The sequence below is a fragment of the Halomonas organivorans genome (assembly GCF_014192055.1).
Classification (GTDB): Bacteria; Pseudomonadota; Gammaproteobacteria; order Pseudomonadales; family Halomonadaceae; genus Halomonas; species Halomonas organivorans.
In genome coordinates this window covers 22,029-48,259 of record NZ_JACHXM010000009.1, presented here as the reverse complement: position 1 = coordinate 48,259, position 26,231 = coordinate 22,029, and the positions used below count along the sequence as shown (strand labels likewise).

27 protein-coding genes are annotated in these 26,231 nt (G+C 67.6%); 8 read left to right on the top strand and 19 right to left on the bottom strand.

Annotation, left to right across the window (positions count from 1 at the left end; all coding sequences use genetic code 11):
• Positions 1-235 precede the first annotated feature (235 nt).
• Both FHR96_RS11095 and FHR96_RS11090 read left to right on the top strand, forming a co-directional pair.
• Positions 236-2,410: a malate synthase G gene (locus FHR96_RS11095; RefSeq protein ID WP_183387752.1), complete on the top strand. Its 2,175-nt coding sequence runs from the start codon at positions 236-238 to the stop codon at positions 2,408-2,410.
• A gap of 312 nt (positions 2,411-2,722) precedes the next feature.
• Positions 2,723-3,136 (top strand): PaaI family thioesterase, encoded by a 414-nt coding sequence (locus FHR96_RS11090; RefSeq protein ID WP_183387751.1) that lies wholly within the window; start codon positions 2,723-2,725, stop codon positions 3,134-3,136.
• On the opposite strand, the gene FHR96_RS11085 is transcribed toward FHR96_RS11090, so the two are convergent.
• A complete protein-coding gene (locus FHR96_RS11085) occupies positions 3,112-3,504 on the bottom strand; it encodes a DUF423 domain-containing protein (protein WP_183387750.1) in 393 nt (130 codons plus the stop codon). The two genes, FHR96_RS11090 and FHR96_RS11085, sit on opposite strands and share 25 nt — an antisense overlap.
• Before the next feature lie 95 nt (positions 3,505-3,599).
• On the opposite strand from FHR96_RS11085, the gene thiS reads away from it, so the two are divergent.
• Genes thiS through trmB form a run of 3 tightly spaced genes read left to right on the top strand, consistent with a single transcriptional unit; the run spans position 3,600 to position 5,433 of the window.
• Entirely contained in the window at positions 3,600-3,800 is a 201-nt protein-coding gene (gene thiS / locus FHR96_RS11080; RefSeq protein ID WP_183387749.1) for a sulfur carrier protein ThiS, read from the top strand.
• Between the two features lie 40 nt (positions 3,801-3,840).
• Positions 3,841-4,638 carry a thiazole synthase gene (locus FHR96_RS11075; protein WP_183387847.1) on the top strand — a complete coding sequence of 266 codons (798 nt, stop codon included), beginning with the start codon at positions 3,841-3,843 and terminating at the stop codon, positions 4,636-4,638.
• A gap of 48 nt (positions 4,639-4,686) precedes the next feature.
• On the top strand, positions 4,687-5,433 hold the full coding sequence (gene trmB, locus FHR96_RS11070) for a tRNA (guanosine(46)-N7)-methyltransferase TrmB (protein WP_183387748.1): 747 nt from the start codon (positions 4,687-4,689) through the stop codon (positions 5,431-5,433).
• 16 nt (positions 5,434-5,449) lie between these two features.
• Here trmB and FHR96_RS11065 read toward each other — a convergent pair whose 3' ends face one another.
• On the bottom strand, positions 5,450-6,487 hold the full coding sequence (locus tag FHR96_RS11065) for a DMT family transporter (protein ID WP_183387747.1): 1,038 nt from the start codon (positions 6,485-6,487) through the stop codon (positions 5,450-5,452).
• Positions 6,488-6,577: 90 nt separating this feature from the next.
• Between FHR96_RS11065 and FHR96_RS11060 the strand changes: the two genes are divergently transcribed.
• Positions 6,578-7,462: a LysR substrate-binding domain-containing protein gene (locus tag FHR96_RS11060; protein ID WP_183387746.1), complete on the top strand. Its 885-nt coding sequence runs from the start codon at positions 6,578-6,580 to the stop codon at positions 7,460-7,462.
• 434 nt (positions 7,463-7,896) lie between these two features.
• Here FHR96_RS11060 and FHR96_RS11055 read toward each other — a convergent pair whose 3' ends face one another.
• The 8 genes from FHR96_RS11055 to FHR96_RS11020 form a co-directional block, all read right to left on the bottom strand.
• Entirely contained in the window at positions 7,897-8,811 is a 915-nt protein-coding gene (locus FHR96_RS11055; protein WP_183387745.1) for an AEC family transporter, read from the bottom strand.
• 37 nt (positions 8,812-8,848) lie between these two features.
• Positions 8,849-9,895 (bottom strand): alpha/beta hydrolase family protein, encoded by a 1,047-nt coding sequence (locus tag FHR96_RS11050; RefSeq protein ID WP_183387744.1) that lies wholly within the window; start codon positions 9,893-9,895, stop codon positions 8,849-8,851.
• A 10-nt stretch (positions 9,896-9,905) separates the two neighbouring features.
• Positions 9,906-10,622 (bottom strand): BamJ family beta-barrel-assembly machinery protein, encoded by a 717-nt coding sequence (bamJ, locus tag FHR96_RS11045; RefSeq protein ID WP_183387743.1) that lies wholly within the window; start codon positions 10,620-10,622, stop codon positions 9,906-9,908.
• A gap of 141 nt (positions 10,623-10,763) precedes the next feature.
• On the bottom strand, positions 10,764-11,207 hold the full coding sequence (locus tag FHR96_RS11040) for a universal stress protein (RefSeq protein WP_183387846.1): 444 nt from the start codon (positions 11,205-11,207) through the stop codon (positions 10,764-10,766).
• 26 nt (positions 11,208-11,233) lie between these two features.
• Positions 11,234-12,520, bottom strand: coding sequence for a TRAP transporter large permease (locus FHR96_RS11035; RefSeq protein WP_183387742.1), 1,287 nt, complete (start codon positions 12,518-12,520; stop codon positions 11,234-11,236).
• A 28-nt stretch (positions 12,521-12,548) separates the two neighbouring features.
• Positions 12,549-13,127 carry a TRAP transporter small permease gene (locus tag FHR96_RS11030; RefSeq protein ID WP_183387741.1) on the bottom strand — a complete coding sequence of 193 codons (579 nt, stop codon included), beginning with the start codon at positions 13,125-13,127 and terminating at the stop codon, positions 12,549-12,551.
• A gap of 179 nt (positions 13,128-13,306) precedes the next feature.
• Complete coding sequence (locus FHR96_RS11025; RefSeq protein ID WP_183387740.1) at positions 13,307-14,329, bottom strand: TRAP transporter substrate-binding protein; 1,023 nt, start codon at positions 14,327-14,329, stop codon at positions 13,307-13,309.
• 103 nt (positions 14,330-14,432) lie between these two features.
• Positions 14,433-14,948: a TIGR02444 family protein gene (locus tag FHR96_RS11020; protein WP_183387739.1), complete on the bottom strand. Its 516-nt coding sequence runs from the start codon at positions 14,946-14,948 to the stop codon at positions 14,433-14,435.
• Positions 14,949-14,998: 50 nt separating this feature from the next.
• On the opposite strand from FHR96_RS11020, the gene FHR96_RS11015 reads away from it, so the two are divergent.
• Complete coding sequence (locus tag FHR96_RS11015) at positions 14,999-16,942, top strand: ABC-F family ATP-binding cassette domain-containing protein (RefSeq protein ID WP_183387738.1); 1,944 nt, start codon at positions 14,999-15,001, stop codon at positions 16,940-16,942.
• Between the two features lie 7 nt (positions 16,943-16,949).
• On the opposite strand, the gene FHR96_RS11010 is transcribed toward FHR96_RS11015, so the two are convergent.
• From FHR96_RS11010 to thiD, 5 genes are all read right to left on the bottom strand, one after another.
• On the bottom strand, positions 16,950-18,344 hold the full coding sequence (locus tag FHR96_RS11010; RefSeq protein ID WP_183387737.1) for a uracil-xanthine permease family protein: 1,395 nt from the start codon (positions 18,342-18,344) through the stop codon (positions 16,950-16,952).
• A gap of 200 nt (positions 18,345-18,544) precedes the next feature.
• The gene (gene dtd, locus FHR96_RS11005) at positions 18,545-18,985 is read right to left on the bottom strand and encodes a D-aminoacyl-tRNA deacylase (RefSeq protein WP_183387736.1); all 441 of its coding nucleotides are present in this window, start codon (positions 18,983-18,985) and stop codon (positions 18,545-18,547) included.
• A 64-nt stretch (positions 18,986-19,049) separates the two neighbouring features.
• Positions 19,050-19,616 (bottom strand): chalcone isomerase family protein, encoded by a 567-nt coding sequence (locus tag FHR96_RS11000; RefSeq protein WP_183387735.1) that lies wholly within the window; start codon positions 19,614-19,616, stop codon positions 19,050-19,052.
• 73 nt (positions 19,617-19,689) lie between these two features.
• Positions 19,690-20,535: a universal stress protein gene (locus tag FHR96_RS10995; protein ID WP_183387734.1), complete on the bottom strand. Its 846-nt coding sequence runs from the start codon at positions 20,533-20,535 to the stop codon at positions 19,690-19,692.
• 75 nt (positions 20,536-20,610) lie between these two features.
• Complete coding sequence (gene thiD / locus FHR96_RS10990) at positions 20,611-21,432, bottom strand: bifunctional hydroxymethylpyrimidine kinase/phosphomethylpyrimidine kinase (RefSeq protein WP_183387733.1); 822 nt, start codon at positions 21,430-21,432, stop codon at positions 20,611-20,613.
• 161 nt (positions 21,433-21,593) lie between these two features.
• Between thiD and FHR96_RS10985 the strand changes: the two genes are divergently transcribed.
• Positions 21,594-22,025, top strand: a complete 432-nt coding sequence (locus tag FHR96_RS10985) for a YqaA family protein (protein ID WP_183387732.1) — start codon at positions 21,594-21,596, stop codon at positions 22,023-22,025.
• A gap of 72 nt (positions 22,026-22,097) precedes the next feature.
• On the opposite strand, the gene FHR96_RS10980 is transcribed toward FHR96_RS10985, so the two are convergent.
• From FHR96_RS10980 to FHR96_RS10965, 4 genes are all read right to left on the bottom strand, one after another.
• On the bottom strand, positions 22,098-23,195 hold the full coding sequence (locus FHR96_RS10980; protein WP_183387731.1) for a TRAP transporter substrate-binding protein: 1,098 nt from the start codon (positions 23,193-23,195) through the stop codon (positions 22,098-22,100).
• A 147-nt stretch (positions 23,196-23,342) separates the two neighbouring features.
• Positions 23,343-24,746 carry a TRAP transporter large permease gene (locus FHR96_RS10975; protein ID WP_183387730.1) on the bottom strand — a complete coding sequence of 468 codons (1,404 nt, stop codon included), beginning with the start codon at positions 24,744-24,746 and terminating at the stop codon, positions 23,343-23,345.
• Positions 24,746-25,306 carry a TRAP transporter small permease subunit gene (locus FHR96_RS10970; protein WP_183387729.1) on the bottom strand — a complete coding sequence of 187 codons (561 nt, stop codon included), beginning with the start codon at positions 25,304-25,306 and terminating at the stop codon, positions 24,746-24,748. Before FHR96_RS10970 ends, FHR96_RS10975 begins: the two co-directional genes overlap by 1 nt.
• Before the next feature lie 117 nt (positions 25,307-25,423).
• Entirely contained in the window at positions 25,424-26,230 is an 807-nt protein-coding gene (locus FHR96_RS10965; RefSeq protein WP_183387728.1) for an endonuclease/exonuclease/phosphatase family protein, read from the bottom strand.
• Between the last annotated feature and the right edge of the window lies 1 nt (position 26,231).

Sequence of the window (26,231 nt, the reverse complement as noted above, 5' to 3'; positions counted from 1 at the left end):
CCTCCGCAATGCCTGCCCATGCTAGCGTTCCGTCAGGGCGGTCGCCAGCGTGATGACGAGCCGCTCATCCAACGCCGGGGTCTCGTCTATTGGTCTAGTCTGCGGGGTGGTTCGCAGGCTTTGGGTTTACATGTGGAAGTATTTTCCACAAAATTGTCATCACGCAGTCACCTTTCCCTGTCCGGCTGTTCGGCGCCAGGGGAGCGCCGAAACGCCCCGCATAGGAGAACGACCCATGACCCAACGCATCACCCGCCACCGCCTGCAGGTGGCCGCCGAGCTGGACCGGTTCATCAATGAGCAGGCCCTGCCGGGTTCCGGCATCGACCCCGAGGCCTTCTGGGCCGGCGTCGACGCCCTCTTTCATGATCTGACACCGAAGAACCGCGAACTGCTCGCCGAGCGCGATCGCCTGCAGGCCGAGCTCGACGGCTGGCATCGCGAAAACAGCGGACCGGTGCGCGACATGGCGGCCTATCGCGGCTTCCTCGAGCGTATCGGCTACCTGCAGCCGGTGCCCGCCGAGGTAGCCGTCACTACCGTCAACGTCGATCGCGAGATCGCCGTCCAGGCCGGTCCGCAGCTGGTGGTGCCGGTGAACAACGCCCGCTATGCACTGAATGCCGCCAATGCTCGCTGGGGCAGCCTCTACGATGCCCTCTATGGCACCGACGCCATCGCCGAGGAAGACGGCGCAGAGAAGGGCGACAGCTTCAATCCCAAGCGCGCCGAGAAAGTCATCGCCTACGCCCGGGGCGTGCTCGATCGTGCCGCACCGCTCGCCACCGGCTCCCATCGCGAGGCGGTCAAGTATGCGCTGCGTGACGGCCATCTGGTGGTGACCCTGGAAGGCGGGCGTGAAACCGGCCTCAAGGAACCGGGCAAGCTGGTCGGCTACCTGGGCGACGCCGCGGCCCCCTCTTCGGTGCTGCTGGTCAACCACGACCTGCACCTGGAGATCCAGGTCGACGCCGGCCACCCGATCGGCAAGACCGACCCGGCCGGGGTCAAGGACGTGATCGTCGAGGCCGCGCTGACCTCGATCATGGATTGCGAGGACTCCGTGGCAGCGGTGGATGCCGAGGACAAGGTCGGCGTCTACGCCAACTGGCTGGGCCTGATGAAGGGCGACCTCGAGGAGCAGATCGAAAAGGGCGGCAAGAGCTTCACCCGCAGGCTGGCGGCGGATCGCTCCTGGACCACGCCGGACGGCGGCGAGATCACGCTGCCCGGGCGCTCGCTGCTGTTCGTGCGCAACGTCGGCCACTTGATGACCACCCCGGCGGTGCTGGATGCCGAGGGCAACGAGCTGCCGGAAGGCATTCTCGACGGCATCGTCACCAGCCTGATCGCTCTCCGCGATCTGCAGAAGGGCGCCGGCGAGGCACGCAACTCCCGCGAGGGCTCGGTGTACATCGTCAAGCCCAAGATGCACGGCCCGGCGGAAGTGGCCTTCGCCAACGAACTGTTCGGACGCATCGAGGACCTGCTGGGCCTCGAGCGCGATACCCTCAAGATGGGCATCATGGACGAGGAGCGCCGCACCTCCGCCAATCTCAAGGCCTGCATCAACGAGGCCACCTCGCGGGTGGTGTTCATCAACACCGGCTTCCTCGACCGCACCGGCGACGAGATGCACACCGCCATGCAGGCCGGCCCCATGGTGCGCAAGGGTGACATGAAGCACACCGCCTGGATCGGCGCCTACGAGCGCAACAATGTCCAGACCGGCCTGGCCTGCGGGCTGCGGGGCCACGCCCAGATCGGCAAGGGCATGTGGGCCATGCCGGACCTGATGGCGGCCATGCTCGAGCAGAAGATCGGCCATCCGAAGGCCGGCGCCAACACCGCCTGGGTGCCGTCGCCGACCGCCGCGACCCTGCATGCCCTGCACTACCACCAGGTCAGCGTGACCGACGTGCAGCGCGAGCTGGAGACCCAGGGTGAACCGGACCTTCTGGACGACCTGCTCAGCGTGCCGGTGGCCGAGTCCCCGACCTGGAGCGACGAGGAAATCCAGCAGGAGCTGGACAACAATTGCCAGGGCATCCTCGGTTACGTGGTGCGTTGGGTCGAGCACGGCGTGGGCTGCTCCAAGGTGCCGGACATCCACGATGTGGGCCTGATGGAAGACCGCGCCACCCTGCGCATCTCCAGCCAGCACGTGGCCAACTGGCTGCATCATGGCGTGGTGGATGCCGATCGCGTGCGGGCGACCCTGGAGCGCATGGCCAAGGTGGTCGACGACCAGAACGCCGGCGACCCGGCCTATCGGCCGATAAGTGCCGACTTCGCTGCCTCGAATGCCTTCCAGGCCGCCTCGGACCTGATCTTCAAGGGCCTCGAGCAGCCCTCCGGCTACACCGAGCCGCTGCTGCATCACTGGCGGGCCGTGCACAAGGCGGGATAATCGGCTGCGGGCTGCGGGCTGCGGGCTGCGGGCTGCGGGCTGCGGGCTGCGGGCTGCGGGCTGCGGGCTGCGGGCCTCGGGCTGCGGGCCTCGGGCTGCGGGTTGCCGGCTTCTGGCCTCGGGCTTCGGGCTCGGGTTGTGAACCCGGGGTAGGGGCTTAGAGTGGTGCTCGTGGCTCATGGCTCATGGCTCATGGCTCGTGGCTCGTGGCTCGTGGCTCGTGGCTCGTGGCTCGTGGCTCGTGGCCACTGTGCGCGACCGTCGGGCTGGGCTATCTTGGGGCCAGCCCTATTCGCCGCAGGGAGTGCGCCCATGACCGTGATGACCGCCGCCGCCATCGAGGAATTCCTCGACGAGGTGTTTCCCCAGCGTGCCGGCACCATCGAGGGCGTCGGCGACTGCCGCGCCACCATGAGCCTGGCCATCGAGGACGAGCACTTGCGCCCCGGGGCCAGCGTCTCCGGGCCGACCCTGATGGGGCTCGCGGACGTTTGCCTCTATGTGGCGATACTGGCCCAGATCGGCCCCGAGCCGATGGCGGTTACCAGCGACCTGCACTGCCGCTTCCTGCGCCGCCCGCGGGGCGATCGTGACCTCATTGCCAATGCCCGATTGCTGAAGCTGGGGCGGCGGCTGGCGGTGGGCGAAGTGCAGCTTTTCTCCGACGGTGAGGAGGAGCCGGTGGCGCTGGTCACGGCCACCTATGTGTTGCCGGACGCTGATTGACGGCGCCAGGCCGTGGCGGCCAGTACCAGCCAGCCAGCGATCAGTAGCCCGCCGCCGAGCGGCGTGATCGCCCCCAGCACCTTCACGCCGGTGATCGCCAGGGCATACAGCGATCCTGAAAACAGCCCCATGCCGGCTAGCCACAGGCCCAGCGTCAGGCGCTGGCCGGGCAGCGGCCGGGCGGCGCGCCAGGCGAGCACGCCGAGCATCGCCAGCGTATGCCAGGCCTGGTAGCGCACTGCGGTTTCGTAGACCGCCATCAGCCGCGCGGACAGCGTTCCGTTCAAGGCGTGGGCGCCGAAGGCCCCGGCCATCACCATCAGGGCGCCGCAAAGCGCCACCACCAGCCACCAGCCTCGATCCCGCATCGCGTCTCTCCGGTTGTCTCACGCGCTTACCGTACCCGGGCGGGCCTCGAGGCGCTACAATATGGGCCCGCGAAATCGCAGCCCTGGAGGATGCCATGCAGATCCAGCTCAATGGCGAGTCTCGCCACCTGGAGGCCGAGGCCTCCGTGGCCCAACTGGTCGAGACTCTCGGCCTGGCCGGACGGCGCATTGCCGTGGAGGTCAACGAGGAGATCGTCCCCAGGAGCGCCCACGGCGAGACGCGCCTGGCCGACGGTGATCGGGTGGAAATCGTCCATGCCATCGGTGGCGGCTGAACCGCCGGCCGCCGAGACCCTTGCACAGGAGCACAACAAGATGACCGACTTCTTCCAGGATGCGCCGCTGCGCGTCGCCGGCCGCGAATTCGCCTCGCGCCTGCTGGTGGGGACCGGCAAGTACCGCGACTTCGACGAGACCGGTGAGGCCATCGCCGCCAGCGGAGCCGAGGTGGTGACCTTCGCCGTACGGCGCACCAACCTGGGGCAGGACGCCTCGGCGCCCAACCTGCTCGACGTGGTCTCGCCGGATCGCTACACCCTGCTGCCCAACACCGCCGGCTGCTACACGGCCCAGGATGCGGTGCGCACCTGCCGGCTGGCCCGCGAGCTGCTCGATGGCCACAACCTGGTCAAGCTGGAGGTGCTGGGCGACGACACCACCCTCTATCCCAACGTCGTGGAGACCCTGGCCGCCGCCGAGACCCTGGTCGAGGACGGCTTCGACGTCATGGTCTACACCAGCGATGACCCCATCGTGGCGCGTGAGCTGGAGCGCATCGGCTGCTGTGCGGTGATGCCGCTGGGCTCGCTGATCGGCTCCGGCCATGGCATCCAGAACCCGCACAACATCCGCCTGATCATCGAGCAGGCCGGCGTGCCGGTGCTGGTGGACGCCGGTATCGGGACCGCTTCCGAGGCCGCCCTGGCCATGGAGCTGGGCTGTGACGGCGTGCTGATGAACTCGGCCATCGCCCATGCCCGCCAGCCGGTGCTGATGGCCGGGGCCATGAAGCAAGCCGTCCAGGCCGGTCGCGAGGCCTTCCTTGCCGGGCGCATGCCGCGCCGCCAGGGGGCCGAGCCGTCCTCGCCGCTGGCCGGGCGCATCAACGCCTGATCCCTCTTTCTTCCTGAGTTTCGACCTTCACGAGTTTCGACGCCGCGCATGAACGACGAACAGAGCCCCGACACCTCCTCGACCACCGGTCCCGAGAGCCCCGACGCGCCGCTGCATCGCCGTGGCATCAAGAGCTACGTGCTGCGTGCCGGGCGCATGACCGCTGCCCAGACCCGCGGCCTCGAGGAGGTCTGGCCGCGGCTGGGATTGACGCTCGCCGACGGCCGCCAGGACCTTGAGGCACTGTTCGGGCGCCGTGCGCCGGTAGTGGTGGAGATCGGCTTCGGCATGGGCGCCTCGCTGATCGAGCAGGCCGAGACCCATCCGGAAACCGACTTCATCGGCATCGAGGTGCATACCCCCGGGGTCGGCAAGCTGCTCGACGAGGCCGACAAGCGTGGCCTGACCAATCTGCGGGTCTATCGTGAGGATGCCCTGGCGGTGCTCGAGCAGTGCCTGCCGGCGGGCAGTCTCGCGACCCTGCAGCTGTTCTTCCCCGATCCCTGGCCGAAGAAGAAGCACCACAAGCGGCGCATCGTCCAGCCGGCCTTCGTTGAACTGGTGCGTACTCGTCTCGCGCCCGGCGGCACGCTGCACATGGCCACCGACTGGGAGGCCTACGCCGAGTGGATGGCCGAGGTGATGGCCGAGGCCCCGGGTTACGAGAACACCGCCGCGGCCGACACTGCGCCCTACGTGCCGCGTCCCGAATTTCGCCCGTTGACCAAGTTCGAGAAGCGCGGCGAGAAGCTTGGCCACGGCGTGTGGGACCTGATCTTCCGTCGCGTCGACTGACCTTCCCGACCGGCGTTCAGCCCCGGCGTGTCGTCGGGGCGCTCGGCCTGACCACGCGCCGCGGCTTGCGCCGCACCGTCGGACTGGCGGTAGCGGCATGGCCGCCGGCACCCCGGCCGTGCCGGCGGCCGCTCGCCAGGGCCACTCCCGCTCCGAGCAGGCCCATGGCCATGCCCATGATACCCATAGCCCCCGGCCACTCGCTGAACATCAGGGCCGTGGCGGCGAGTGTCGCGGCCGGGGTCAGGGCGACCAGGGCCGCACTCTGGCTCACCCCGAAGCGCTGCAGGCTGGCGTTGAAGAAGCCGTAGCCGCCGAAGGTGGCGAGCACGATCAACCAGGCCAGCACGGTGAGCGTCTCCACGGATGGCCGCGGGGCCGGCAACCCGTCGCCGCGCCACAGGGCCGCCACTCCGAAGACCGCGGTGGCCGCCGCCAGTTGGGCGGTCAGTCGCACCGACATGGGCAGGCTTGCCGGTCGCCCGGCGCTCAATACGCTGCCCAGGCTGACCGCGGCCACCGCCAGCAGCGGCAACCCGTAGGCCCAGAGCGCTGCGCCGCCGAGCCCTTGCAGGTCATCCGCCACGCTCAGTCCCGCTCCCAGGGTCGCCGCGGCCAGCCCCAGCCACTGCACCGGCCGAGGACGCTCACCGAGCAGACCGCCGGCCAGCAGTGTTGCCGCCAGCGGCTGCAGGGCGCCGATCAGCGCTGCCACTCCGGCGCTTACCCCGCTCTCTATCGCCAGTAACATGGCCAGCAGGTAGCCGCCTACCGTGAGGCTGCCGACCAGTGCTTCGAAGCCCAGGGCGCTCGGGCGCCAGGCCCCCCTGTTCCGTCGGCCGGCCGAGGCCAGGGCCCACGCGCCGGCCAGCAGGGTGGCCAGGGCAAAGCGCCAGGCATACAGCGACAGCGTGGGGGTGTCCACCGCCAGGGCCAGCCGGCTGCCCACGAAGCCGCTGCTCCAGCACACCACGAAGCCCAGCGCGACGCCGAGGACGGCCAGCTGTCGAGGCTGCCGAAACCGCGGGAGTCGAATCTGTGGTATCGCCAGCATGGGGTTGCCTCCTCCTTCGAGCTTGCGGAAGCGAGTCTGGACCGGATAACGTCTTCAGAGAATCGAAACTTTTTTTATCGAGAGTTCAATATGGCTGAAGTCTCACCACAGGCCCTGGATCTGGAGGCCCTGCGCAGCTTCGTGGCGGTGGCTCGCCTGGGATCGTTGGCCGCCGCGGCGGCGGAGCGTCATCGCACCGTCAGTGCCTTGAGCATGCAGATCAAGCGCCTCGAGGCGCGTCTGGAGAGCCGGCTGCTGGTGCGTGGCGCCCGTGGCATGACGCTGACCGCCAGCGGCGAGACCCTGCTCGGCGAGGCCCGGGAGCTGCTGCGTCATCACGATGGCCTGGTGGCAAGGGTCAGCGGTCGTGGCCTGACGGGGCGGGTACGCTTCGGCATGCCGGAGGACTATGCCAGCCGACTGGTGGGACGCCTGCTGCCGGATTTCCTCGCCCAGCACCCCGATGTGGTGCTGGAGGCGGTGACCGCCACCAGCGGGGAGCTGGCGAGGCGCCTGGAGCGCGGCGAACTGTCGCTGATCGTGGCCCTGGATCGCCCCCATCGGCTGTCCGGGGGTGAGCCGCTGTGGCGGACCATGCCGGTATGGGCCGGTGCTCGTGAACTGGCGCTGGCGCCGGATGCCCCGCTGCCGCTGGCGCTGCACCCGGTGGACTGCCCCTACCGTCAACTGGGCATCGAAGCCCTGGACGGCAGTGGGCGGTCCTGGCACGCGGTGTTCACCAGCACCAGCATTCACGCGGTAGAAACCGCCGTGGAGGCCGGCCTGGCGGTGAGCATTCTCGAGCGTGATCGGCTGACGCCGGCCATGCGGGAACTCGGCGAGGCCGATGGACTGTCGCCGCTGCCCGGCTGTCAGGCCGAGCTGCACTATGGACGCCGGGTGACCGCGGCCTCGTGGCCGGCCGTGGAGGCTCTGGGCACGCTGATCAAGGCGCGGCTGGGGCAGCGCGAGTGAAGAAAAAAGGCCGCCATGACGGCGGCCGAGGCACTTCCCTGAGGGTATCGCAAAAGAAAGCCGCCCTGGGCGGGGCGGCAAGAGACCGTGACTAGCAATGAGGAGGAGAAACCGGCGCGAGGCACTGGCGGGGCCTCGTCCGGGATGGCGCCTCATCAACGCCATGTTGGTAAGGTAAATCATTCTCACCTTATTGGTCAATACAAACGAGAATTCTTTTTGTTTGTGTCGTGGCGTTCCCGCAACGGCTTTCCCGTAACGAAAAAGCCGCCCCGGGTGGGGCGGCAAGAGACCGTGACTAGCAATGAGGAGGAGAATCCCCGCGGGAGACTGGGTCGGCTCCCGCGGGCCATGGCGCCTCATCCGCGCCATGGCCTCAAGGTAAGACAGGCGGCGCTGGACTGTCAATGAAAACGAGAATGTTTTTTATTTAGTTAGGCGGCCAGGCGCAGCCACAGGGGTAGGCTGAGCATGGCGAACAGCGTCTGGCCGGTGATCAGGGCGGCCATCAGTTCGGCATCGCCGCCCAGCTGGCGCGCCAGGATATAAGCCGATGTTGCAGTGGGCAGGGCGGCGAAAAGCAGCGCCACGTCGCGGCTGATCGGGTCCAGGCCGAGCAGCAGTGCGATGCTCAGCACCAGCGCCGGCAACACGGCCAGCTTGATCAGGTTGGCCGCCCAGACGCCTGCATCGCGGCGCAGCAGGGCCTGCGGACGCAGCGCGACGCCCACCGCCACCAGGCCCAGCGGCAGGGCCGCTCGGCCGAGCAGGCCCACCGCTTCGCGACTCCAACCGGGCAGGCCGAGGCCGGAGAGGTTGAGGGCGATTCCGGCCAGGCAGGCCAGAATCAGCGGATTGCGAGCCAGCGCGGCGAGGCTTTTCCCCACGCCGCCCGCGCCGAGGGTGCCGGCGGCCAGGAACGTCAGCACGCACAGCACGTTGACGACCGGTACCATCAGGGCGACGGCCACCGCCGCCACGGTGGCGCCGGTCGGGCCATGCAGGGCGGCGGCGCCAGCTACCCCGACATAGGTGTTGAATCTCAGGGCGCCCTGGAACACCGAGGTGAAGGCCGGCGTGTCCAGGCCCAGGCGACGGCGCAGCGCCCAGAGTCCGGCGCCCAGCACCAGCATGGCGCCGAGCAGCGCGAGGGCGAGTCGCGCGACCGGCACGGCTTGAATGTCGGCTTCGGCCAGGGTGGCCAGGAGCATGGCGGGAAACAGCAGGTAGTAGATCAGCCCCTCGAGGCGCGGCCAGAAGTCGCCGCCCGGCCAGGGACCTCGGCCCAGGATCGCGCCCAGCAGGATCAGCAGGAACAGGGGACCGAGGGCCCCCACTACGCCTTCCATGACGCTTCCTCCTCGATGGATGGTAGGCCCTGGCTCCTCAGTCGCCGTCGGGGGCGGTCTGGAGGCGGTCGAGCATGGACATCAGGGCTTCGACCTGGCTGCCGTCGCGAGAGTCATGCAGCGGGTCCAGTTGCCAGGCGCTCTCGGCGAATCCCCACCAGTCCCAGCAACCCTTGGGGTTGGCCAGGCTCGGCTCCGCCTGAGGGTAGAGCATGATCCTCCGATCGGCGGCCGCCCAGGCGTTGAGGCCGCTGTAGCGAACGAAGCGCTCGTCGCCCTCGGCGGCGCTCATCTCGCAGCCGTGCAGGGCGATGGTGACCGGGCAGCCGCCGGCCTGGCAAGCCTCGGGAATGAACACATAGCCGGTGTCGGCCAGCCCTCGGGCGTCCTGTGTCGACTGGTCGAAGCGAACCAGCCGGCCGGCCGTCACGTCGGGCTCGTGCTCAGGGGCGCCGTGCAGCCAGGTCATGGCCTCGGCGGCGAGGTCACGATCGCAGGCCAGCAGATGGCCATCGCCGCCCTCCTCGCAGTCGGCCAGGACGGCCGCCGGCGCCCGGGTAGCGGTGCCCACCGGCCAGCCGTGGGCGGCGTCTTCGTCACGTTCCACGCGCAGCTGTCGGTCCGGTGAGGCCAGCCAGTCGTTCAATTGCTCGATCAGGGCGTCGCTTAGCGTCGGGTCGACGATGCGATCGTTTCCGCCATGCCAGACGAAGGCGCGCAGCCTGGCCAGGGCCTCGTCCGGGCCGGCCAGGTCGCGTGCCTGGTAGTCCTCGTGACGAGCCTCGATGGCATCCAGGTCCGGTGGGCCGAGGCGGGTGAACATGCACTGGCCGAGTGCCAGGCCAAGCTCGCCTCGGGCACAGCCCCAGGGGCCGGCGGCCACGACGCCCAGCCCCGCGAAGCGCGAGGGCCAGGCCACGGCCAGTTGAGCGGCCATGTAGCCGCCCGAGGAGACGCCGATCACGCTTGTGGACTCGGTGCTGGCGCCCAGGGCGGGCAGCGTGCCCGGCGTTTCCTGCGCCTGAAGCGTGGCGGCCGGCCCCAGGCAGAGGCCGGCCGCCAGCAACGCGGTCTTGAGCGTCATGCGCGTTGGATCACCCTTCCCCGTTGTCGCCTTGTGCCTCGTCGGCGGGGGTGACGTCGAGCAGTTCGACCTTGAACACCAGGGTCTCGTTGGGACCGATCGGGCCCTGGCCGCGGGCGCCATAGGCCAGATCGGCGGGGATCACGACTTCCCAGGTGTCGCCGACGCTCATCAGCTGCAGGGCTTCCTGCCAGCCTTCGATGACCTGGCCGACCCGGAAGCTGACCGGCTCGCCGCGCTCGTATGAGCTGTCGAACACGGTACCGTCGATCAGCTTGCCTTCGTAGTTGACCTTGACGGTGTCCTCGGCGCTCGGAGTGGCGCCGTCGCCGGATTCGATCTCGCGATATTGCAGGCCGGAGTCGGTGACGGTCACGCCGTCCTGCTCGGCGTTCTCGGCCTGGTAGGCCTCGCCTTCGGCCTTGTTGGCCTCGGCGCGCTTCTCGGCTTCGGCGGCGCGCTCCTGCATGGCCTGCTGCTGGAAGGCCTGCATGGTCGAGGCCATTTCCTCGTCGCTCATCTCCAGCTCATCGCCGGCGAAGACGTCCTGCACGGCCTGGGTGAAGGCGTCGACGTCGAGATTCTCGACGTCCTGCTGGATGCTCTTGCCCAGCGTCGCGCCGAGGCTGTAGCCGAGTTTCTCTGCGTCGGTCTCGGGCGCGGCGAGGGCCAGCGGCGCGGCGGTCAGCAGGGCCGTCAGGGATGCAGTGGTCAGCAGTCTCTTCATGAAAATGCCTTGTGTTCTGGCGCCTTGGCGCCAAAGTGGATGGAGTCCTTGGGACTCTAACAGGGCCGGGTCGGTTCCGCACCCGTCATGACGAGGCGGAACCGACCCGGCTGGGGCTGGGGAAAGGAGGCGGGCGTGGGCTCAGACGACCAGTGTTGGGCAGTGAGCCGATCCCGCCACGCGCTGGGAGACGCTGCCCAGCAGCAGGCCCTTGTCGCCGTTGGTGCCCTGGGCGCCGATCACGATCAGGTCGCAGTCTCGCTTGCGGGCGAAGCGCACGATGGTCCGAGAGGGGCGTCCGCCCTTGACGAAGGCGCGCACCTTGTCCGCGGGCACCCCGAGCTCGGCGGCATGGGCCTTGGCCTGCACGGCGATCTCGGAGGCGTACTCCTTGAGGGCATCGTCGGGGATGTCGAGCCGCTCGGGTCGGACCATCGACAGCGAGGCCTCGAGCAGGCTGTGATGCTTGAACACGCACAGGATATACAGTTCGGCGCCGGTGAGCTGCTGGAGGGCAATGGCCTTGTCCAACGCCTTGATCGCGCCCTTGGAACCATCCACCGGCACCATGATCCGTTTGAACATCATGACCTCTCCTCTAGGTGTCAGGGTCAGTCGCTGAAGGCCACGTCGCGCAGGAACAGGGCGATCTGCGGGAACATGATCAGCAGGGCGGCGGCGAGGATCAGCAGGAACACGAACGGCGGGGTGCCCTTGATCACGTCCAGATAGGGCCGCTTGAAGATCGCGATGGCGGTGAAGATGTCACAGCCGAAGGGCGGCGTCGCCGAACCGATGGCCACCTGCAGGGTGATCAGGATCCCGACCAGTACCGGGTCCAGGCCGGTGGCTTCGATGGCCGGCGCGAAGATCGGCGTCAGCACCAGGATGACCACGATCGGATCGACGAACATGCAGGCCACGAAGAAGGCGACGCAGATCGCGATCAGCACCCCGGTGGGGCCGGCCTCGTTGATGCCCACCGCCTCGAGGATCGATTGGGGAATCTGGGCGAAGGAGATGATCCAGGAGAAGCCGTTGCCTACCGCCACCAGGATGAACACCACCGCGGTGATCAGGCCGGTGGACTTGGCGATGGCGTAGATGTGGCTGAGCTGCAGCGAGCGGAAGATCACGAACTCGAGCAGGATGGCATACAGCACGCAGGCCGCCGCGGCCTCGGTGGGGCTGAAGATGCCGCCGTAGATGCCGCCGACGATGATTACCGGGAAGCCCAGTGGCCACAGTGCCATGCGCACCGACGCCATGCGCTCGCCCCAGGTGGCCTTCGGCTCGGTGGGGACCTTGCGGATCACGGCATAGGCCACGCAGTAGACGGAGAACATCAGCAGGATCAACAGGCCGGGCCCGATACCGGCGATGAACAGCTCGCCGATGGAGGTGCCGGAAATGACCCCGTAGATGATCATGCCGATACTGGGAGGGATCAAGAAGGCAATGTCGCTGGAGTTGATGATCAGCGCCAGGGTGAAGGAGTCCGAGTAGCCGGCCTTGAGCATCCGCGGCCGCAGCGGCGAGCCTACCGCCACCACGGTGGCCTGGGTGGAGCCCGAGACGGCCCCGAAGAGGGTACAGGAGGCGGCCGTGCTGACCGCCAGCCCGCCCTTCACGTGGCCGATGAAGGACATCACCATATTGATCAGTCGCTCCGCCGACTGGCCGCGCGTCATGATGTCAGCGGCGAGGATGAACATCGGTACGGCGATCAGCGAGGCCGGCCGGATACCCGCCATCATCTGCTGGATCAGGGTCTCCATCTGCCCCATGCCGTTGAACATCATGTAGAAGCCGATGACGGCCGCCGTGATCAGCGGGATCATCATCGGAAAGCCCAGCAGCAGCAGGGCTATCATGGTTACCACCATTACTGTCGTCATCTTGCGTTCCCCCGGGCAGTGCCCTGCGTCAGACTTCCGTTTCCGTATCCTTGTAGCCGTCGAGCACCGAGGTCGACAGATAGACATCGCGCGACGTCATGTTCTTGATGGCCGTGAGCAGGTACTGGATACCGGTAATCAGGAACCCCAGTGGGGCCCAGACATAGATGATGAAGATGGGAAAGCCCAATGCCGGCAGGATGCGACCCTTGTCGTAGAGGTCGAGGATGTAGAGCACCGAATAGTAGAGCAGGAAGAACATCACCAGCGAGGTGAACAGAGAGATCACGATCATCAGGGCGCGGCGACCGCCGACCGGCAAGGCATCGTAGATCGCCGACATGCGTATGTGGCGGCCGTGACGGGCCGCATAGCCGATGCCGGCGAAGGTGATCATGATGATCAGGATGCGGTTGATCTCGCCGGTGAAGAAGATGCTCTCGCCGAGGAGGAAACGACCGATGACGTTGGCGATGGTGTTGATGGCCATCAACAGTACGCCGAGGGCCAGGACCACCGCCTCGATCTTGCTGATGAAAGTGTCGATGACGCCGAGAAAGCCCGGCAGTCCCGAGCGGTAGTGCTTTTCGGAATCTTCTTCAGTCATGGGCTTACTCCCTTTCAGCGGACATGGCGACGAAGTGGCTTCCCTGTCGAGCAGCGTAATGGCTCGGCGCCATATCGGGCGCCCGCCGGGTCAACGTTGGGTGAACGTTGTCCGCCGAGGCCGGAAACAATTCGGGGGCAGCCAGGCTGCCCCCGTTGCGACGATCCTGTGGATCGCGCTTACTCCTGTTCTTGCTGCACCGACTCGAGGTCGGCCTTGAACTGGTCGAGCAATGCCTTGCCGTCATCGCCGGTCATTTCGAGGAATTTCTCCTCGACCTGCGGGGCGCGCTCCTTGAAGGCCGCGATCTGCTCGTCGTTCAGGCGCGTCACGGTGCACTCGTCGCAGGCTTCCATGATCTTGTCGAGCGACTCTTCGGCCAGGCCCTTGATGTGCTCGATGGTGTGATCGTAGGCCGCATCGGTGGCGTCCTGCACCAGCTGCTTGTCCTCGTCTGACAGCCCTTCATAGAAGTCCAGGTTGGCCATCATGGCGGTGGTGAACCAGCCGTGACCGGTGAAGGTCAGGTTCGGAGACACCTCGTAGAGGCCGCCGGACTCGATCCAGAAGATCGGGTTCTCTTGGCCGTCGATGATGCCGGTCTGCAGGCCGCCGTAGACCTCGCCCCAGGGCAGCGGCGTCGGGGTGGCGCCGAAGGCGCTGTAGGTTTCGGCGAGCAGCGGGTTGGTCATGACCCGGATCTTCTTGTTGTCGAAGTCCGCGGGCTGGGTGATCGGCTCGTCGGCAGTGACCACCATCTCCCCCTCGGGGAACATCTGCAGGAGCTTCAGGCCGTGCTCGGCGTAGAGCTCGGGGAACATCTCGTTGATGGCCTTGCTCTCGTCGAAGAACTTGAGCACGGTGTCCATGTCGGTCGGCATCAGATAGGGAATGAAGAAGATCTGGGCCGCCGGGATCAGGGCTCCGGTAAAGCCGGGTGACTGGTCGACAAACTGCAGAATGCCGTTCTGGGTCTGCTCCATGATGTCATCGGACTCGCCGAGCTCACCGAAGCGATAGACCTGAACGTTGTGGTCGGAGTTCTCCTCCACATAGCGCTTGAATTCCTGGGCAAACACGTCCTGAACGTCGCCTTCGTACTCCTCGTGGGCGTAACGCCAGTTGTCCGAGTAGGCGGCGGTAGACAGGCCGAACATCAGGGCGCCGATGCCGGCGGTGGTCAACAGCTTGTGTGCCTTCATTAGTGCGCTTCCTCTGCAGTGTAGTGTCGGCGAAAGCGATACGTTTTCGCGCGACGAAACGAAGGTTTTGTTTTTACAGTGTTTATTCAGGCTAGCCGGCAGATTAGGAGGGGTCAAGCTGGGCTTTTAACCTTCTCAACGCCGAAAGATGTGATTTTTTCTGTTGCTGTGCGCAAAAAGGCAGCACATTTTCTAGTGAGACTCCCTGGGAGGGCAGGCAGTGCACGGCGTCGCCGGCAAGGCTGAGCGCTTCCAGCCGTGCCAGGGCCTCTCGTTCGGCCGAAAGCTCGGTCGCCTTGAGGTGTTCGCGAATGGCGGCAACGCTCTGGCGTTCGGCGGCCTCGGCCTTGAGCGACCGGCGCAGGCGGCGCAGGGGGACGGTGACCTCGTCCTGCCATTGCCTTACCTCCTCGGGAAAGTCGCCGGCGGCCAGGCCATGGTGAAACAGCCATAGCCGCCACAGCAGCTCGAGTACGTCGACGCCGGCGTCGTCCTGCAGGTGCAGGCAGGCGGCTTCCACGCCGGGGCGGCCATAGAAGGCCAGGGCGAAGTCCCAGAGCGGATCGGCGTCTAGCCGGGCCCGCAGAGTGGCCGGCAATTCGGTAGAATCGGGCGTCATGATTCGGCTGTCGTCACGGCGGCGGCCCTATGCCTTCCTGTGGAGCCTTCATGATTGCACTGCGCCAAGTTTCCCTGCAACGCGGCACCCAAGCGCTGCTCGAGGACGCCGACCTGACCCTGCACGCCGGCCACAAGGCGGGTATCGTCGGGCCCAACGGGGCCGGAAAGTCGAGCCTGTTCGGCCTGCTGCGCGGTGAGCTGGCCCCCGACCGTGGCGAGCTCGAGATGAGCGGCGGACAGCGCATCGCCCACATGGCCCAGGAGGTCGAGGCGCTCGAGCGCAGCATCCAGGACTACGTGCTCGACGGCGACCAGGCCCTGCGCGAGGCGGAAGCCGCATTGACCAGATCCCAGGCAGCCGGCGACGCCCACCGCGAGGCGGAGCTGCACGGCACCATCGAGGCGCTGGACGGCTATAGCGCCCCGGCCAGGGCCGCCCAGCTGCTGGTCGGACTGGGCTTCGACCAGGGCGACCTGACGCGCCCGCTGTCGGACTTCTCCGGCGGCTGGCGGATGCGCGTCAATCTGGCGCGCACCCTGTTCATGCCCTCCGACCTGCTGCTGCTCGACGAGCCCACCAACCACCTGGACCTCGACGCCCTGCTGTGGCTCGAGCAGTGGTTGACCCGCTATCCGGGCACCCTGCTGCTGATCTCCCACGACCGCGACTTCCTGGACGCCGTTTGCGATCACATCGTGCATTTCGATCGTCGCTCGCTGGTGCTGTATCGCGGCAACTACTCCACCTTCGAGCGTACCCGTGCCGAGAAGCTGGCCCTGCAGCAGGCCGAGGCGGCCAAGCAGCAGGCGCGCAAGGAGGAGATCGAGCGCTTCGTGGCGCGCTTCCGCTACAAGGCCACCAAGGCCCGCCAGGCCCAGAGCCGGCTGAAGATGCTCGAGCGCATGGGCGATATCGCCGTGGCCCACGTCGACTCGCCCTTTCACTTCACGCTGCCGTCCGCCGACCGCACCTCGCACCCGCTGCTGGTGCTGGACGAGGCGCGGCTCGGCTACCGCGGCGAGGGCGGCGAGGCCGTCCAGCTCGAGGGCGTCGACATGACCCTGCAGCCGGGGCAGCGCATCGGCCTGCTGGGGCCGAACGGCGCCGGCAAGTCGACGCTGATCAAGTCGCTGACCGGCGAGCTGCCGCTGCTCGGCGGGCGCCGGGTGCCGGGCGAGCACCTGGCCATCGGCTACTTCGCCCAGCATCAGCTCGAGGGGCTCGACCTCGCGGCCACGCCCTTCATCCACGTGCAGCGGCTCTCGCCGCGGGCCGCCGACCTGGATATCCGCAACTTCCTGGGCGGCTTCGGCTTCAAGGGCGACGACGCCTTCGCCGAGGTGGGGCGCTTCTCCGGCGGCGAAAAGGCGCGGCTGGCGCTGGCGCTGGTGGCCTGGCAGAAGCCCAACCTGCTGCTGCTCGACGAGCCGACCAACCACCTGGACCTGGAGATGCGCGAGGCGCTCACCGAGGCGCTGGCGAGCTTCGAGGGCACGGTGATCGTGGTCTCCCACGACCGTCACCTGCTGCGCGCCACCGTGGACGAGTTCTGGCGGGTCGCCGATCACCGCGTCACGCCCTTCGATGGTGACCTGGACGACTATCGCGCCTGGCTCAAGACGCGGCTCGAGAATGAGCGGCGCGAGGTGCGGGCCCAGAAGGCCGAGCGTCAGGAGGCCGCCGAGGCGCCGAAGGAGGATCGCAAGGCCGCGCGGCGGGCGGCCGCCGAGCTGCGCGAGAAGCTGCGCCCGCTCAAGCGCGAACGGGATGCCGCCGAGCGCCAGATGGAGAAGGTCCAGCAGGCGCTTTCGACGGTGGAAGACGCCCTGGGCGATGCCGGGCTCTATACCGACGAGGCGCGCAAGGACGAGCTTACCGCGCGACTGGCCGAGCAGGGCGAGCTTTCCGTGCGTCTCGAGGCGCTCGAACAGGAGTGGCTGGCGGCGGAGGAGGCCCTGGAGCGGCTGCAGGCCGAACTCCAGGACGGCTGAGCGAGGGTCAGGAGGAGGCGCGAGCGCCTTTCAGCGGAGCCCTGCGGGCGTCTTCCTCCTGCATCCTGGTCGCCAGCGCCTCGCGCTCACGGCGCTCGTCGTCGAGGCTCTTGCGGGGCAGGGCGAGGTTCAGGGTAATGGCGACCAGCGCGGCGACCACGATCGGCGAGCCGCCGATCACCAGCCGAATGGTTTCCGGGAAGCCGGCGATGGCCTCCGGCGCGGCGTAGAGGCCAAGGCTCAGTGCCAGCGCCAGGCTGGCGATGGTGATGTTGCGCGATGACAGCTCGTCGCGCGTCAACAGCTGGATGCCGGTCATGGTGATCATGCCGAACACCGTGATGGTGGCGCCGCCGAGCACCGGGTAGGGAATGGTGGCCATCAGGGCTCCCACCTTGGGCACCAGACCGGCCACCAGCATGAAGCCCGCCGCCAGGGCCAGCACCGAGCGGCTGATGACCTTGGTCATGGCCACGATACCCACGTTCTGGCTGTAGGACGCGGTAGGCAAGGCGCCGAACAGCGAGCCCAGGGTGGTGCAAAGGCCGTTGCCCAGCAGCCCGCCGGCGAGCTCGCGGCGGTCGAGCTCGCGGTCCAGGCCGCCCACGGTGGTCGCCGAGAGGTCGCCGATGGTCTGCACCGAGTTGATCACGCAGATGATCACCAGCGAGGCGATGGCTGCCGGGGGGAAGTGCAGCTCGAAAGGCAACAGCCGCGGCGGGCTGAACCAGGCGGCCTGATGTACCGGCGAGAAGTCCACCATGCCAAGCGCCAATGCCAGGCCGTAGCCCACCAGGATCCCGCAGATGATCGCCGCCAGCTTCATGAAGCCGCGGCCGAACTGGGAGAGCAGCAGCACGACGGCCAGGGTCACGATCGCCACCAGCCACTGGCGCGGTTCGCCGTAGCCCGGCTGGCCGACGCCACCCCCCATGTAGTTGACGCCGATGTCGTACAGCGACAGGCCGATCACCAGCACCACGGTTCCGGCGACCACGGGCGGGAAGAAGTGGCGGATGCGCTGGATGCCGAGCCCCACCAGGAGCATCGATACACCGCCGATTACCTGGGCGCCGAGGATGCCCTCGATGCCGTACTGGCTACCCACGGCGGTGAGGGTCGGCACATAGGCGAAGCCCACCCCGAAGATCGCAGGCAAGCGCGCGCCGAAGCGATGCACGCCATAGAGCTGAAGCAGCGTGGAGAGGCCCGAGGCGAGCAGCGAGATCTGGATCAGCAGCATGGTGTCGGCGAGGCTCGCGCCGACGGCGCCGGCCACGATGATCGGCACGGTTACCGTGCCCATGATCATGGCCAGTATATGCTGGAGGGAGAGCGGCAGGGCCCGGGCCAGGGGCGGGCGCCCCTGAAACTCGAAGACCGAGGTGGTGTGGTTAGGCATGGGGGACAATCACCGCTTGTTTTTGTACACAATGAAAGGCGGGCATTGTCCACTATGCGCAAAATATTTCCAAATTATGAAGCTAAGACCAAAGGAGGGGGTGCCCATGCGAGAGCGTGAGGCCCGCCCCCACGGGTGGCATGCCACTTTCCTCCGGCCGTCTGGAGGGCGCGAAGGTTCGGGCTACCGAAAGGTCGCGCCTAGCGGCTCTCCAGCAGGAACGTCACGGGGCCGTCGTTGACCAGTGATACCTGCATGTCGGCGCCGAATTCGCCGGTGGCGACCCGCGGCCAGGCGGCGCTGGCCCGCTCGACCAGGTAGGCGAAGAGTCGTTCGCCCTCGGCCGGCGGAGCGGCGCTGGAGAAGCTGGGGCGCAGGCCCTTGCGGGTATCGGCGGCCAGGGTGAACTGGGAGACCAGCAGCAGTCCGCCATCGGCCTGCTGCAGGTTGAGGTTCATCTTGCCTTGCGCATCGGAAAACACGCGATAGTGCAGAAGCTTGTGGAGCAACCGTTCGGCCTGCTGCTCGTCGTCTCCCTTCTCGACGCCGACCAGTGCCAGCAGGCCGTGGTCGATGGCACCGGTCTCGCGGCCGTCGACGGTGACGCTGGCATGGCGAACGCGCTGTATCAGGGCTTTCATGGCACTTTTCCCCTCATCCCGCCCTAGGCGGCTGGCAAAAGCCGGCAGCCTAGCACGCTCGCGTTCAGCGCCCCAGCAGGTCGTCCCGAAAGCCGTCGCCCAGCGGCGCCTCGCCGAGCCAGATGCCGAACAGGGCGTTGGCCAGCGCCGGCTCGGGCCGTTCATAGAGCGGTTCGCCGTTCAGCGCCAGGGTCAGGGTCTCGCCATTCCAGTTCAGCGCATAGCGATCGCCCGGGGAGACGTTCCGGTAGCGGGCGTTGAAGGCCGACAGCGCCGGCCTCAGTGCGCGAAACTCGGCCTCGCCGAGCTGCTCGCGCAGGGTGTCGCGGGTGACCTCGGCGAAGTCGCCGGCCTCGATGGCATGAAAGTACACCAGCTCCAGGCGCCGCGGCACCTCGCTCGACTGGGGGGCCGGCCGCGGATAGCCTTCGGCCTGGTAGTAGGCGCCGGCGTAGGCGTCCCAGATCATGTAGCGGAACAGCCCGTGGCCGATCAGTTGGTAGGGTCTCCCCTCCACCTTCAGGCTGGAGGCGAAGCGAGCGTTCTTGACCGTTACCTCGGCGATGGCAGGCGTGGCGCCGAGGATCAGGGTCAGCAGCAGGACGACGAGAGGCCAGCGTCGGGTCGGCATGGGCGGTATCCTCCATGGGTGATCTCCCTTTGCCGACATCGAAAATATGTAAAAGTTCTGTACAGTTTTTGGCTCACCAGGCGCGGCACAGCATGATGTCGCAGTGGGGCTCGGCCAGCAGGCGCTCGGTGATCTGGCTCTGGCGTCCCAGTTGGCCGCGGCTGCCCAGCGCCAGGAGGTCAGGCGGCTGGCGGCGCAGGCGCGTCATCAGCACTTCCAGCGGATCGCCCTGTTCCAGCTCGAGCTCCAACTCGGGCACGTCGTCGAGTTCGCTCATCAACTGCTCTGTCTCCTGCTCCAGGTGGCGACGCAGCTTGGCCACCTCCTGGTCCCGCCAGCGGGCGTAGTCGCTATCGGAGCCGAGCTCTCGCTCGCCGGGAATGTTCCAGGCATGCAACAGGGTCAGACGGCCCTCGGGGAAGCGCTTGAGGGTCTCGCGCAGGGTGTGGCGGCAGGTCAGCGAGAAGTCCACCGGTACCAGGATGTCCTGCCAGGCCTGGGTCGCGGGGTGGCTCACCGAGAGCACCGGGCAGGGCGCGCTGCGCAGCACCCGCGCCAGGGTGGTGCCGCCGACCAGGTCCGGCTGTCCGCGCTTGCGGTGGGCGCCGAGGATGATCATGTCGGCCTCGCGCTCGTGGGCCTCGCGGATGATCTCTGCATACGGGGAGCCCGCCACCGTCTGGATCAGGCTCGCGGGCTCCGACAGGGCGTAGTCCTCGCGAATGTCGGTCAGCGTAGCCGCGATGTCCGCCACCACGGCTTCCTCCAGATCGTGCAGGATTCGGCGAGGCAGGTAGGGATCGAGCACGTGGACGATGTCGAGTCGCGCGCCGGTCTCGTTCGCCAGCCGGATGGCGCGGGCGAAGGCGGCACGGTTCTCGGCGGAGAGGTCACAGGCGAACAGCAGGGTCCGGGACATGGCACAACCCTCGAACGGCCGGGAGATGACCGTTTCAGGATGGGCGGCCTCCGCCGACCCTGCAAGCCGATCTCGCTACCACAAGGCGTGGAAGTGATGCACCGGGCCGCGGCCGTGGCCCACCGCCAGCCGGGAGCTGGCGTCCAGGGCGGCGTGCAGCCAGCGCTTGGCCTCGCCGATGGCCTCGATGATCGTCGGACCCGAGGCGTCGGGGGGCAGGTGGGCGAGGCGGGCGGCGATGGCCGAGGACAGCGCGCAGCCGGTGCCGTGCAGGTTGCCGGTGGCGATACGCGGCGCCGGCAACCACTGGCTGCCTTCGGGGGTGGCCAACAGGTCGGGGCAGGTCTCGCCGTGTAGGTGTCCTCCCTTGAGCAGCACGTAGGGGGCCTTCAGCGCCTGGAGTCCGGGCAGCATGGCCTCCATGGCGTCCGGGCTGCGCGGCGCCTCGGTGTCGAGCAGCACCGCCGCCTCGGGCAGGTTGGGGGTGATGACGTCGGCCAGCGGGACCAGCACGTCGCGCACCGCCGCGATGCCGGCGGCGTCGACCAGCACGTCGCCGCTCTTGGCCACCATCACCGGGTCGAGTACGATCCAGCGCGGTCGGCGGCGGCCGAGCACCTCGGCCAGGGTCTCGGCGACCGCGCGGTCGGCGACCATGCCGATCTTCACCGCGTCGATGTGCACGTCGTCGAGCAGGTTCTCGAGCTGCTCGCCGATCACCGCCGCCGGCACCGGGTGAACGGCGGCCACGCCCCGGGTGTTCTGGGCGATCACCGCGGTGATCACGTTGGTGGCGTAGGTGCCCAGCGCCGAGAGGGTCTTGAGATCGCCCTGCAGGCCTGCACCGCCCGAGGGGTCGGAGCCGGCGATGGTCAGGGTATGGGGAATGGAGGACATGATGTTGTCGTCTTGTGGCGTGAATCCGGCGCCTAGCATACGTCAGGGTGGCGACCGCCGGCCATGCTGAGCCTCTTTATGATCGCCCTGGCCAGCGTGCTCCTGGTGCCCGGCGGCTCCGAGGCCTGGCTGATCATAGGTCGACGGCCGGGTGAGCGCCCATGCTGAGCCTCTTTATGATCGCCCTGGCCAGCGCCACCCTGTTGCCCGGCGGTTCCGAGGCCTGGCTGGCCCGGCAGTGGTGCCAGGGCGGCGTGCCGCTGGCGCTGTGGGCGGTAGCCACTGCGGGCAACGCGCTGGGCAGCCTGATCAACGTGGGATTGGGGCGCTATGCCCGCCACTACCGGAATCGGCGCTGGTTTCCGGTCTCGCCGCGCGGGCTGGCGCGGGCGGAACGCTGGTATCGCCGCGGCGGTGAAGCCAGCCTGCTGCTGTCCTGGGCGCCGGTGATCGGCGATCCGCTCACCGTGCTGGCGGGCATCTTCCGGCTGCCCTGGTGGCGGGCCGCGCTGTGGATCCTGGTCGCCAAGGGCGGGCGCTATGCGCTGGTGCTGGCGATGGCCGAGGCCTGGCTGGCGTCCTACTGCGGATAGCCTGACGACGCTTCAAACGCAACAGGGCCGCCCGAAGGCGGCCCCGTCTGCCCTGCGATTGGGCCCGCTGGCCTATTCGGCGGTGGTGGTGTCGCCTTCCGGATTGCGGGCGTTGTAGTAGGCCTGCTCGGAGATGGCGTGGTAGTTCACCACCTTGTCCTGGAAGGCGCTGTAGGAATCGTAGATCTTGCCCGCCATATCGCTGGACTCGGCGAGTTCGGCGACCACGTCGGCGGAGATGCGCTTGGCTTCGGCCAGGACGTCGTCCGGCAGGCGGCGAAGCTCGACGTCGTGCTCGTTGACCAGGGTCTCCAGGGCGTCGTTGTTGCGCGCCGTGTACTCGTCCAGCACGTCCTGGTTCACGTCGCGGATCGCGGTGCGCAGGATGGCCTGGAGATCGTTCGGCAGCGACTGCATGGCCTCGTCGTTGACGATGGCCTCGAACATCACCGTCGGCTCGTGCCAGCCCGGATAATAGTAGTAGTCCGCCGCCTGGTGGAGGCCGAAGGCCAGGTCGTTGTAGGGGCCGATCCATTCGGTGGCATCGATGGCGCCGGACTGCAGGGAGGTGAAGATCTCACCGCCCGGCATGTTGACGATGGCCACGCCCATGCGGCTCATGACCTCGCCGCCGAGCCCCGGCATGCGCATCTTGAGGCCGTCCAGGTCGTCCAGGGAGTTGATCTCCTTGTTGTACCAGCCGCCCATCTGCACGCCGGAGGCGCCGGCGGCCATGACGTCGACGCCGAACGGCTCGTACAGCTCGTTCCACAGTTCCAGGCCGCCGCCGTAGTGCAGCCAGGCGTTCATCTCCTGGGCGTTCATGCCGAACGGCACGGCGGCGAAGAACTGGGCCGCCGGCACCTTGCCTTTCCAGTAGTAGGAGGCGGAGTGCCCCATCTCGGCGGTGCCTTCGGAGACGGCGTCGAAGACCTCGAAGCCGGGCACCAGCTGGCCGGCGCCGAATACCTCGATGGTCAGCCGACCGTCGGACATCTCGTCGACCAGCTTGGCCAGGCGCTCGGGCCCTTGGCCGACGCCTGGGAAGTTCTTCGGCCAGGAGGTCACCATCTTCCACTCGAAGGTCTCCTGGGCCTGAGCGGCGCCCGACGCCAGCATCAGGCTGGCGGTGGCGCCGGTGATGGCCATGGCGAGTGCTTTCGGTTGCATGCGTTTCCCTCTCTTGTGTGCCTTGTGGGAAATGGCCCCGCGGGGCCGGGCGGCCCGGGAGGACGCCCTGCCCTCCCGGTGCTACGGGTTGCGAGTCACTATAGCCGCCCCGGCGTTACCGCGAGGCGACACCTTTCCACGCTGTGATCAGAAGACGCTCGGCAGCCAGGTGGCCAGCTGCGGGAAGAACGACAGCGCGATCAGCATGGCCAGCTGCAGGGCGATGAACGGCATCACGCCCCGGTAGATCGACGACGTCGGCACCGACTCGGGGGCGACGCCGCGCAGGTAGAAGAGCGCGAAGCCGAATGGCGGCGTCAGGAAGGACGTCTGCAGGTTGATGGCGATCATGATGCCCAGCCAGATCGGGTCGAGGCCCATGGCCAGCAGGATCGGACCGACGATCGGCACCACCACGAAGGTGATCTCGATGAAGTCGAGGATGAAGCCGAGCAGGAAGATCACCAGCATGACCACCAGCGTGGCGCCGACCACGCCGCCCGGCATGTTCTCGAAGACGTCGGTCACCAGGTGCTCGCCGCCGTAGGCGCGGAACACCAGCGAGAACAGCGCCGCGCCGATCAGGATCAGGAACACCATGGTGGTGACGTCGACCGTGGAGCGCAGTACCTCCTTGAGGGTCGATAGGTCCAGGCGACGATAGGCCAGGGCCAGCACCAGGGCGCCGAAGGCCCCTACCGCCGAGGCCTCGGTGGGCGTGGCGAAGCCGCCGAGGATCGAGCCCAGCACGATCACGATCAGCACGATCGGCGGCAGCAGCCCCTTGAGCAGCAGCAGGCCCAGGCCGCCCTCGTGGCCAAGCTCCTCCATCAGCTCGCGACGGTCCACGGCCGGGGCGGCGTTGGGCTTGAGCCAGGCGACCACGGCGACGTAGACGATATAGAAGACCACCAGGATCAGGCCCGGCACCAGGGCGCCCATGAACAGGTCGCCCACCGAGACGGTCTTGGGGCTGAAGATGCCCATCGACAGCTGGGCCTGCTGGTAGGCGGAAGACAGCACGTCGCCGAGCAGCACCAGCGCGATGGAGGGCGGAATGATCTGGCCCAGGGTGCCGGTGGCGCAGATGGTGCCGGTGGCCAGCGGCATGCTGTAGCCGCGCTTGAGCATGGTGGGCAGCGACATCAGGCCCATGGTCACCACGGTGGCGCCGACGATGCCGGTGGAGGCGGCCAGCAGCATGCCCACCAGTGTCACCGAGATGCCCAGGCCCCCGCGCAGCGAGCCGAACAGCAGCGCCATGGCCTCGAGCAGCGTTTCGGCCACCCGGGACTTCTCCAACAGTACGCCCATCAGCACGAACAGTGGCACGGCCAGCAGCGTCTGGTTGGTCATGATGCCGTAGAGGCGGTTGGGGAAGGCGGCCAGGTAGCCGCCGTCGAAGTTGGCGTCGATGCCCAGGGACTCCAGGCCGAAGCCAAGGCCGGCGAAGGCCAGCGCGGTGCCGGCCAGCGACAGGGCAACCGGATAGCCAAACATCAGGACGGTGCAGATCACGGCGAACAGCACCAGTGGCATGAACTCCAGCATCACAGGTGCTCCTCGTGGTGGTCGGGGGTGTCGGCATCGGGATCCAGGCGGCCGGTGATGATCAGTACCTTGCGCCAGGCTTCGACCAGTCCTTGCAGGATCATCAGGCCGGCGAACAGCGGGATCAGCGTCTTGAGCAGGAACACCGCGGGAATGCCGCCGGTGTCCGGTGAGCCCTCGAGAATCGCCCAGGACTTGCCCACGTAGCCCAGGCTGGACAGGATCACGAAGACCATGAACGGCAGCAGCAGGCACAGCGTGCCGAGCAGGTCGACCAGCGCCTGACGCTTCGCCGTCATGCCCCGATAGAAGATGTCCACCCGCACATGACCGTCATGGCGCAGGGTGTAGCCGGCGGCGAGCATGAACACCGCGGCGTGCAGGTACATCACCGACTCTTGCATGGGAATGCTGTTGACGCTGAAGGCGTAGCGCAGCACCACGATCAGGAACTGGATCAGCATCATCACCAGGACCAGCCAGGACAGGCAGCGACCTAGCCGTTCGGAGAAACGGTCGAGCCGGGCCAGCAGGCTCGGCAACTCGTGGGATTGGGGCATGGGCGAACGCTCGGAGTTGCAGTGTCGTCTTGATGATAGCGCGGTGTGGTTACACGGCATTGACGACTATACGGCAATTCGCAAACGCCTGTTACATGGCGGCGATCGACATTGGTCTTACCCCTTGCCCATCGAGGCGAGACAGGCCTGGGGGAGGTGGATGTCGATGGCCACCGGCAGGTGATCGGAGAACAGGTGATCCAGCACCTCGACCCGATCGGCCTCCAGGGCGTCGGAGAGCAGGATGTGATCCAGGGCGCGGCGAGGCTGCCAGGAGGGATAGCTGAGCGGCGGGCGGACCGGGTGCAGCGGCAGGGCGTCGCGGAACCGCGAATGGGCGTGGATCTGCTCCGGGGTGCAGTTCAGGTCGCCCATCACCACGACATGGCGCAAGGGACGGATCAGTTCGCTGAGGTAGTCGAGCTGGCGTACGCGGCCGCGATGGCTCAGCGCCAGATGGGCGACGAACACGTGCAGGGCGTCGGGACCGTCACCGAAGCGGGCGTGGATGGCGCCGCGGCCGGGCAGAGTGCCGGGCAGGCGGTACTCCTCGATGCGGGCCGGGGCCAGCCGCGACAGCAGGCCGTTGCTGTGCTGGGCGACCCGTCCCAGGTTGCGATTGAGCTGCTGGTAATGGTGGGGGAAGGCGGCTCGGCCGGCCAGGTACTCCACCTGATTGACGTGGCCGGAACGGAAGCTGCCGCCGTCCACCTCCTGGAGGCCGACGATATCGAAGCCACGCAACACCTCGCTGATGGCATCGAGGCGCTCGCTGCGTCGGGGGTGGGGCAGCAGGTGCTGCCAGCCCCGCGTCAGGTAGTGGTGATAGGCCGAGGTCTGGATGCCCACCTGGAGATTGAAGGTCAACAGCTTCAGGTGGCCCTTTTCCCGGAGCCGGCCTCCTTCCTCGGCCCGGACGCTCATG

What these genes read in the sequence shown, in the direction of transcription:
- FHR96_RS11095 (WP_183387752.1), top strand. Translation starts at nt 236, where the DNA reads ATGACCCAACGCATCACCCGCCACCGCCTGCAGGTGGCCGCCGAGCTG.
- FHR96_RS11090 (WP_183387751.1), top strand. Translation starts at nt 2,723, where the DNA reads ATGACCGTGATGACCGCCGCCGCCATCGAGGAATTCCTCGACGAGGTG.
- FHR96_RS11085 (WP_183387750.1), bottom strand. Translation starts at nt 3,504, where the DNA reads ATGCGGGATCGAGGCTGGTGGCTGGTGGTGGCGCTTTGCGGCGCCCTG.
- thiS (WP_183387749.1), top strand. Translation starts at nt 3,600, where the DNA reads ATGCAGATCCAGCTCAATGGCGAGTCTCGCCACCTGGAGGCCGAGGCC.
- FHR96_RS11075 (WP_183387847.1), top strand. Translation starts at nt 3,841, where the DNA reads ATGACCGACTTCTTCCAGGATGCGCCGCTGCGCGTCGCCGGCCGCGAA.
- trmB (WP_183387748.1), top strand. Translation starts at nt 4,687, where the DNA reads ATGAACGACGAACAGAGCCCCGACACCTCCTCGACCACCGGTCCCGAG.
- FHR96_RS11065 (WP_183387747.1), bottom strand. Translation starts at nt 6,487, where the DNA reads ATGCTGGCGATACCACAGATTCGACTCCCGCGGTTTCGGCAGCCTCGA.
- FHR96_RS11060 (WP_183387746.1), top strand. Translation starts at nt 6,578, where the DNA reads ATGGCTGAAGTCTCACCACAGGCCCTGGATCTGGAGGCCCTGCGCAGC.
- FHR96_RS11055 (WP_183387745.1), bottom strand. Translation starts at nt 8,811, where the DNA reads ATGGAAGGCGTAGTGGGGGCCCTCGGTCCCCTGTTCCTGCTGATCCTG.
- FHR96_RS11050 (WP_183387744.1), bottom strand. Translation starts at nt 9,895, where the DNA reads ATGACGCTCAAGACCGCGTTGCTGGCGGCCGGCCTCTGCCTGGGGCCG.
- bamJ (WP_183387743.1), bottom strand. Translation starts at nt 10,622, where the DNA reads ATGAAGAGACTGCTGACCACTGCATCCCTGACGGCCCTGCTGACCGCC.
- FHR96_RS11040 (WP_183387846.1), bottom strand. Translation starts at nt 11,207, where the DNA reads ATGTTCAAACGGATCATGGTGCCGGTGGATGGTTCCAAGGGCGCGATC.
- FHR96_RS11035 (WP_183387742.1), bottom strand. Translation starts at nt 12,520, where the DNA reads ATGACGACAGTAATGGTGGTAACCATGATAGCCCTGCTGCTGCTGGGC.
- FHR96_RS11030 (WP_183387741.1), bottom strand. Translation starts at nt 13,127, where the DNA reads ATGACTGAAGAAGATTCCGAAAAGCACTACCGCTCGGGACTGCCGGGC.
- FHR96_RS11025 (WP_183387740.1), bottom strand. Translation starts at nt 14,329, where the DNA reads ATGAAGGCACACAAGCTGTTGACCACCGCCGGCATCGGCGCCCTGATG.
- FHR96_RS11020 (WP_183387739.1), bottom strand. Translation starts at nt 14,948, where the DNA reads ATGACGCCCGATTCTACCGAATTGCCGGCCACTCTGCGGGCCCGGCTA.
- FHR96_RS11015 (WP_183387738.1), top strand. Translation starts at nt 14,999, where the DNA reads ATGATTGCACTGCGCCAAGTTTCCCTGCAACGCGGCACCCAAGCGCTG.
- FHR96_RS11010 (WP_183387737.1), bottom strand. Translation starts at nt 18,344, where the DNA reads ATGCCTAACCACACCACCTCGGTCTTCGAGTTTCAGGGGCGCCCGCCC.
- dtd (WP_183387736.1), bottom strand. Translation starts at nt 18,985, where the DNA reads ATGAAAGCCCTGATACAGCGCGTTCGCCATGCCAGCGTCACCGTCGAC.
- FHR96_RS11000 (WP_183387735.1), bottom strand. Translation starts at nt 19,616, where the DNA reads ATGCCGACCCGACGCTGGCCTCTCGTCGTCCTGCTGCTGACCCTGATC.
- FHR96_RS10995 (WP_183387734.1), bottom strand. Translation starts at nt 20,535, where the DNA reads ATGTCCCGGACCCTGCTGTTCGCCTGTGACCTCTCCGCCGAGAACCGT.
- thiD (WP_183387733.1), bottom strand. Translation starts at nt 21,432, where the DNA reads ATGTCCTCCATTCCCCATACCCTGACCATCGCCGGCTCCGACCCCTCG.
- FHR96_RS10985 (WP_183387732.1), top strand. Translation starts at nt 21,594, where the DNA reads ATGCTGAGCCTCTTTATGATCGCCCTGGCCAGCGCCACCCTGTTGCCC.
- FHR96_RS10980 (WP_183387731.1), bottom strand. Translation starts at nt 23,195, where the DNA reads ATGCAACCGAAAGCACTCGCCATGGCCATCACCGGCGCCACCGCCAGC.
- FHR96_RS10975 (WP_183387730.1), bottom strand. Translation starts at nt 24,746, where the DNA reads ATGCTGGAGTTCATGCCACTGGTGCTGTTCGCCGTGATCTGCACCGTC.
- FHR96_RS10970 (WP_183387729.1), bottom strand. Translation starts at nt 25,306, where the DNA reads ATGCCCCAATCCCACGAGTTGCCGAGCCTGCTGGCCCGGCTCGACCGT.
- FHR96_RS10965 (WP_183387728.1), bottom strand. Translation starts at nt 26,230, where the DNA reads ATGAGCGTCCGGGCCGAGGAAGGAGGCCGGCTCCGGGAAAAGGGCCAC.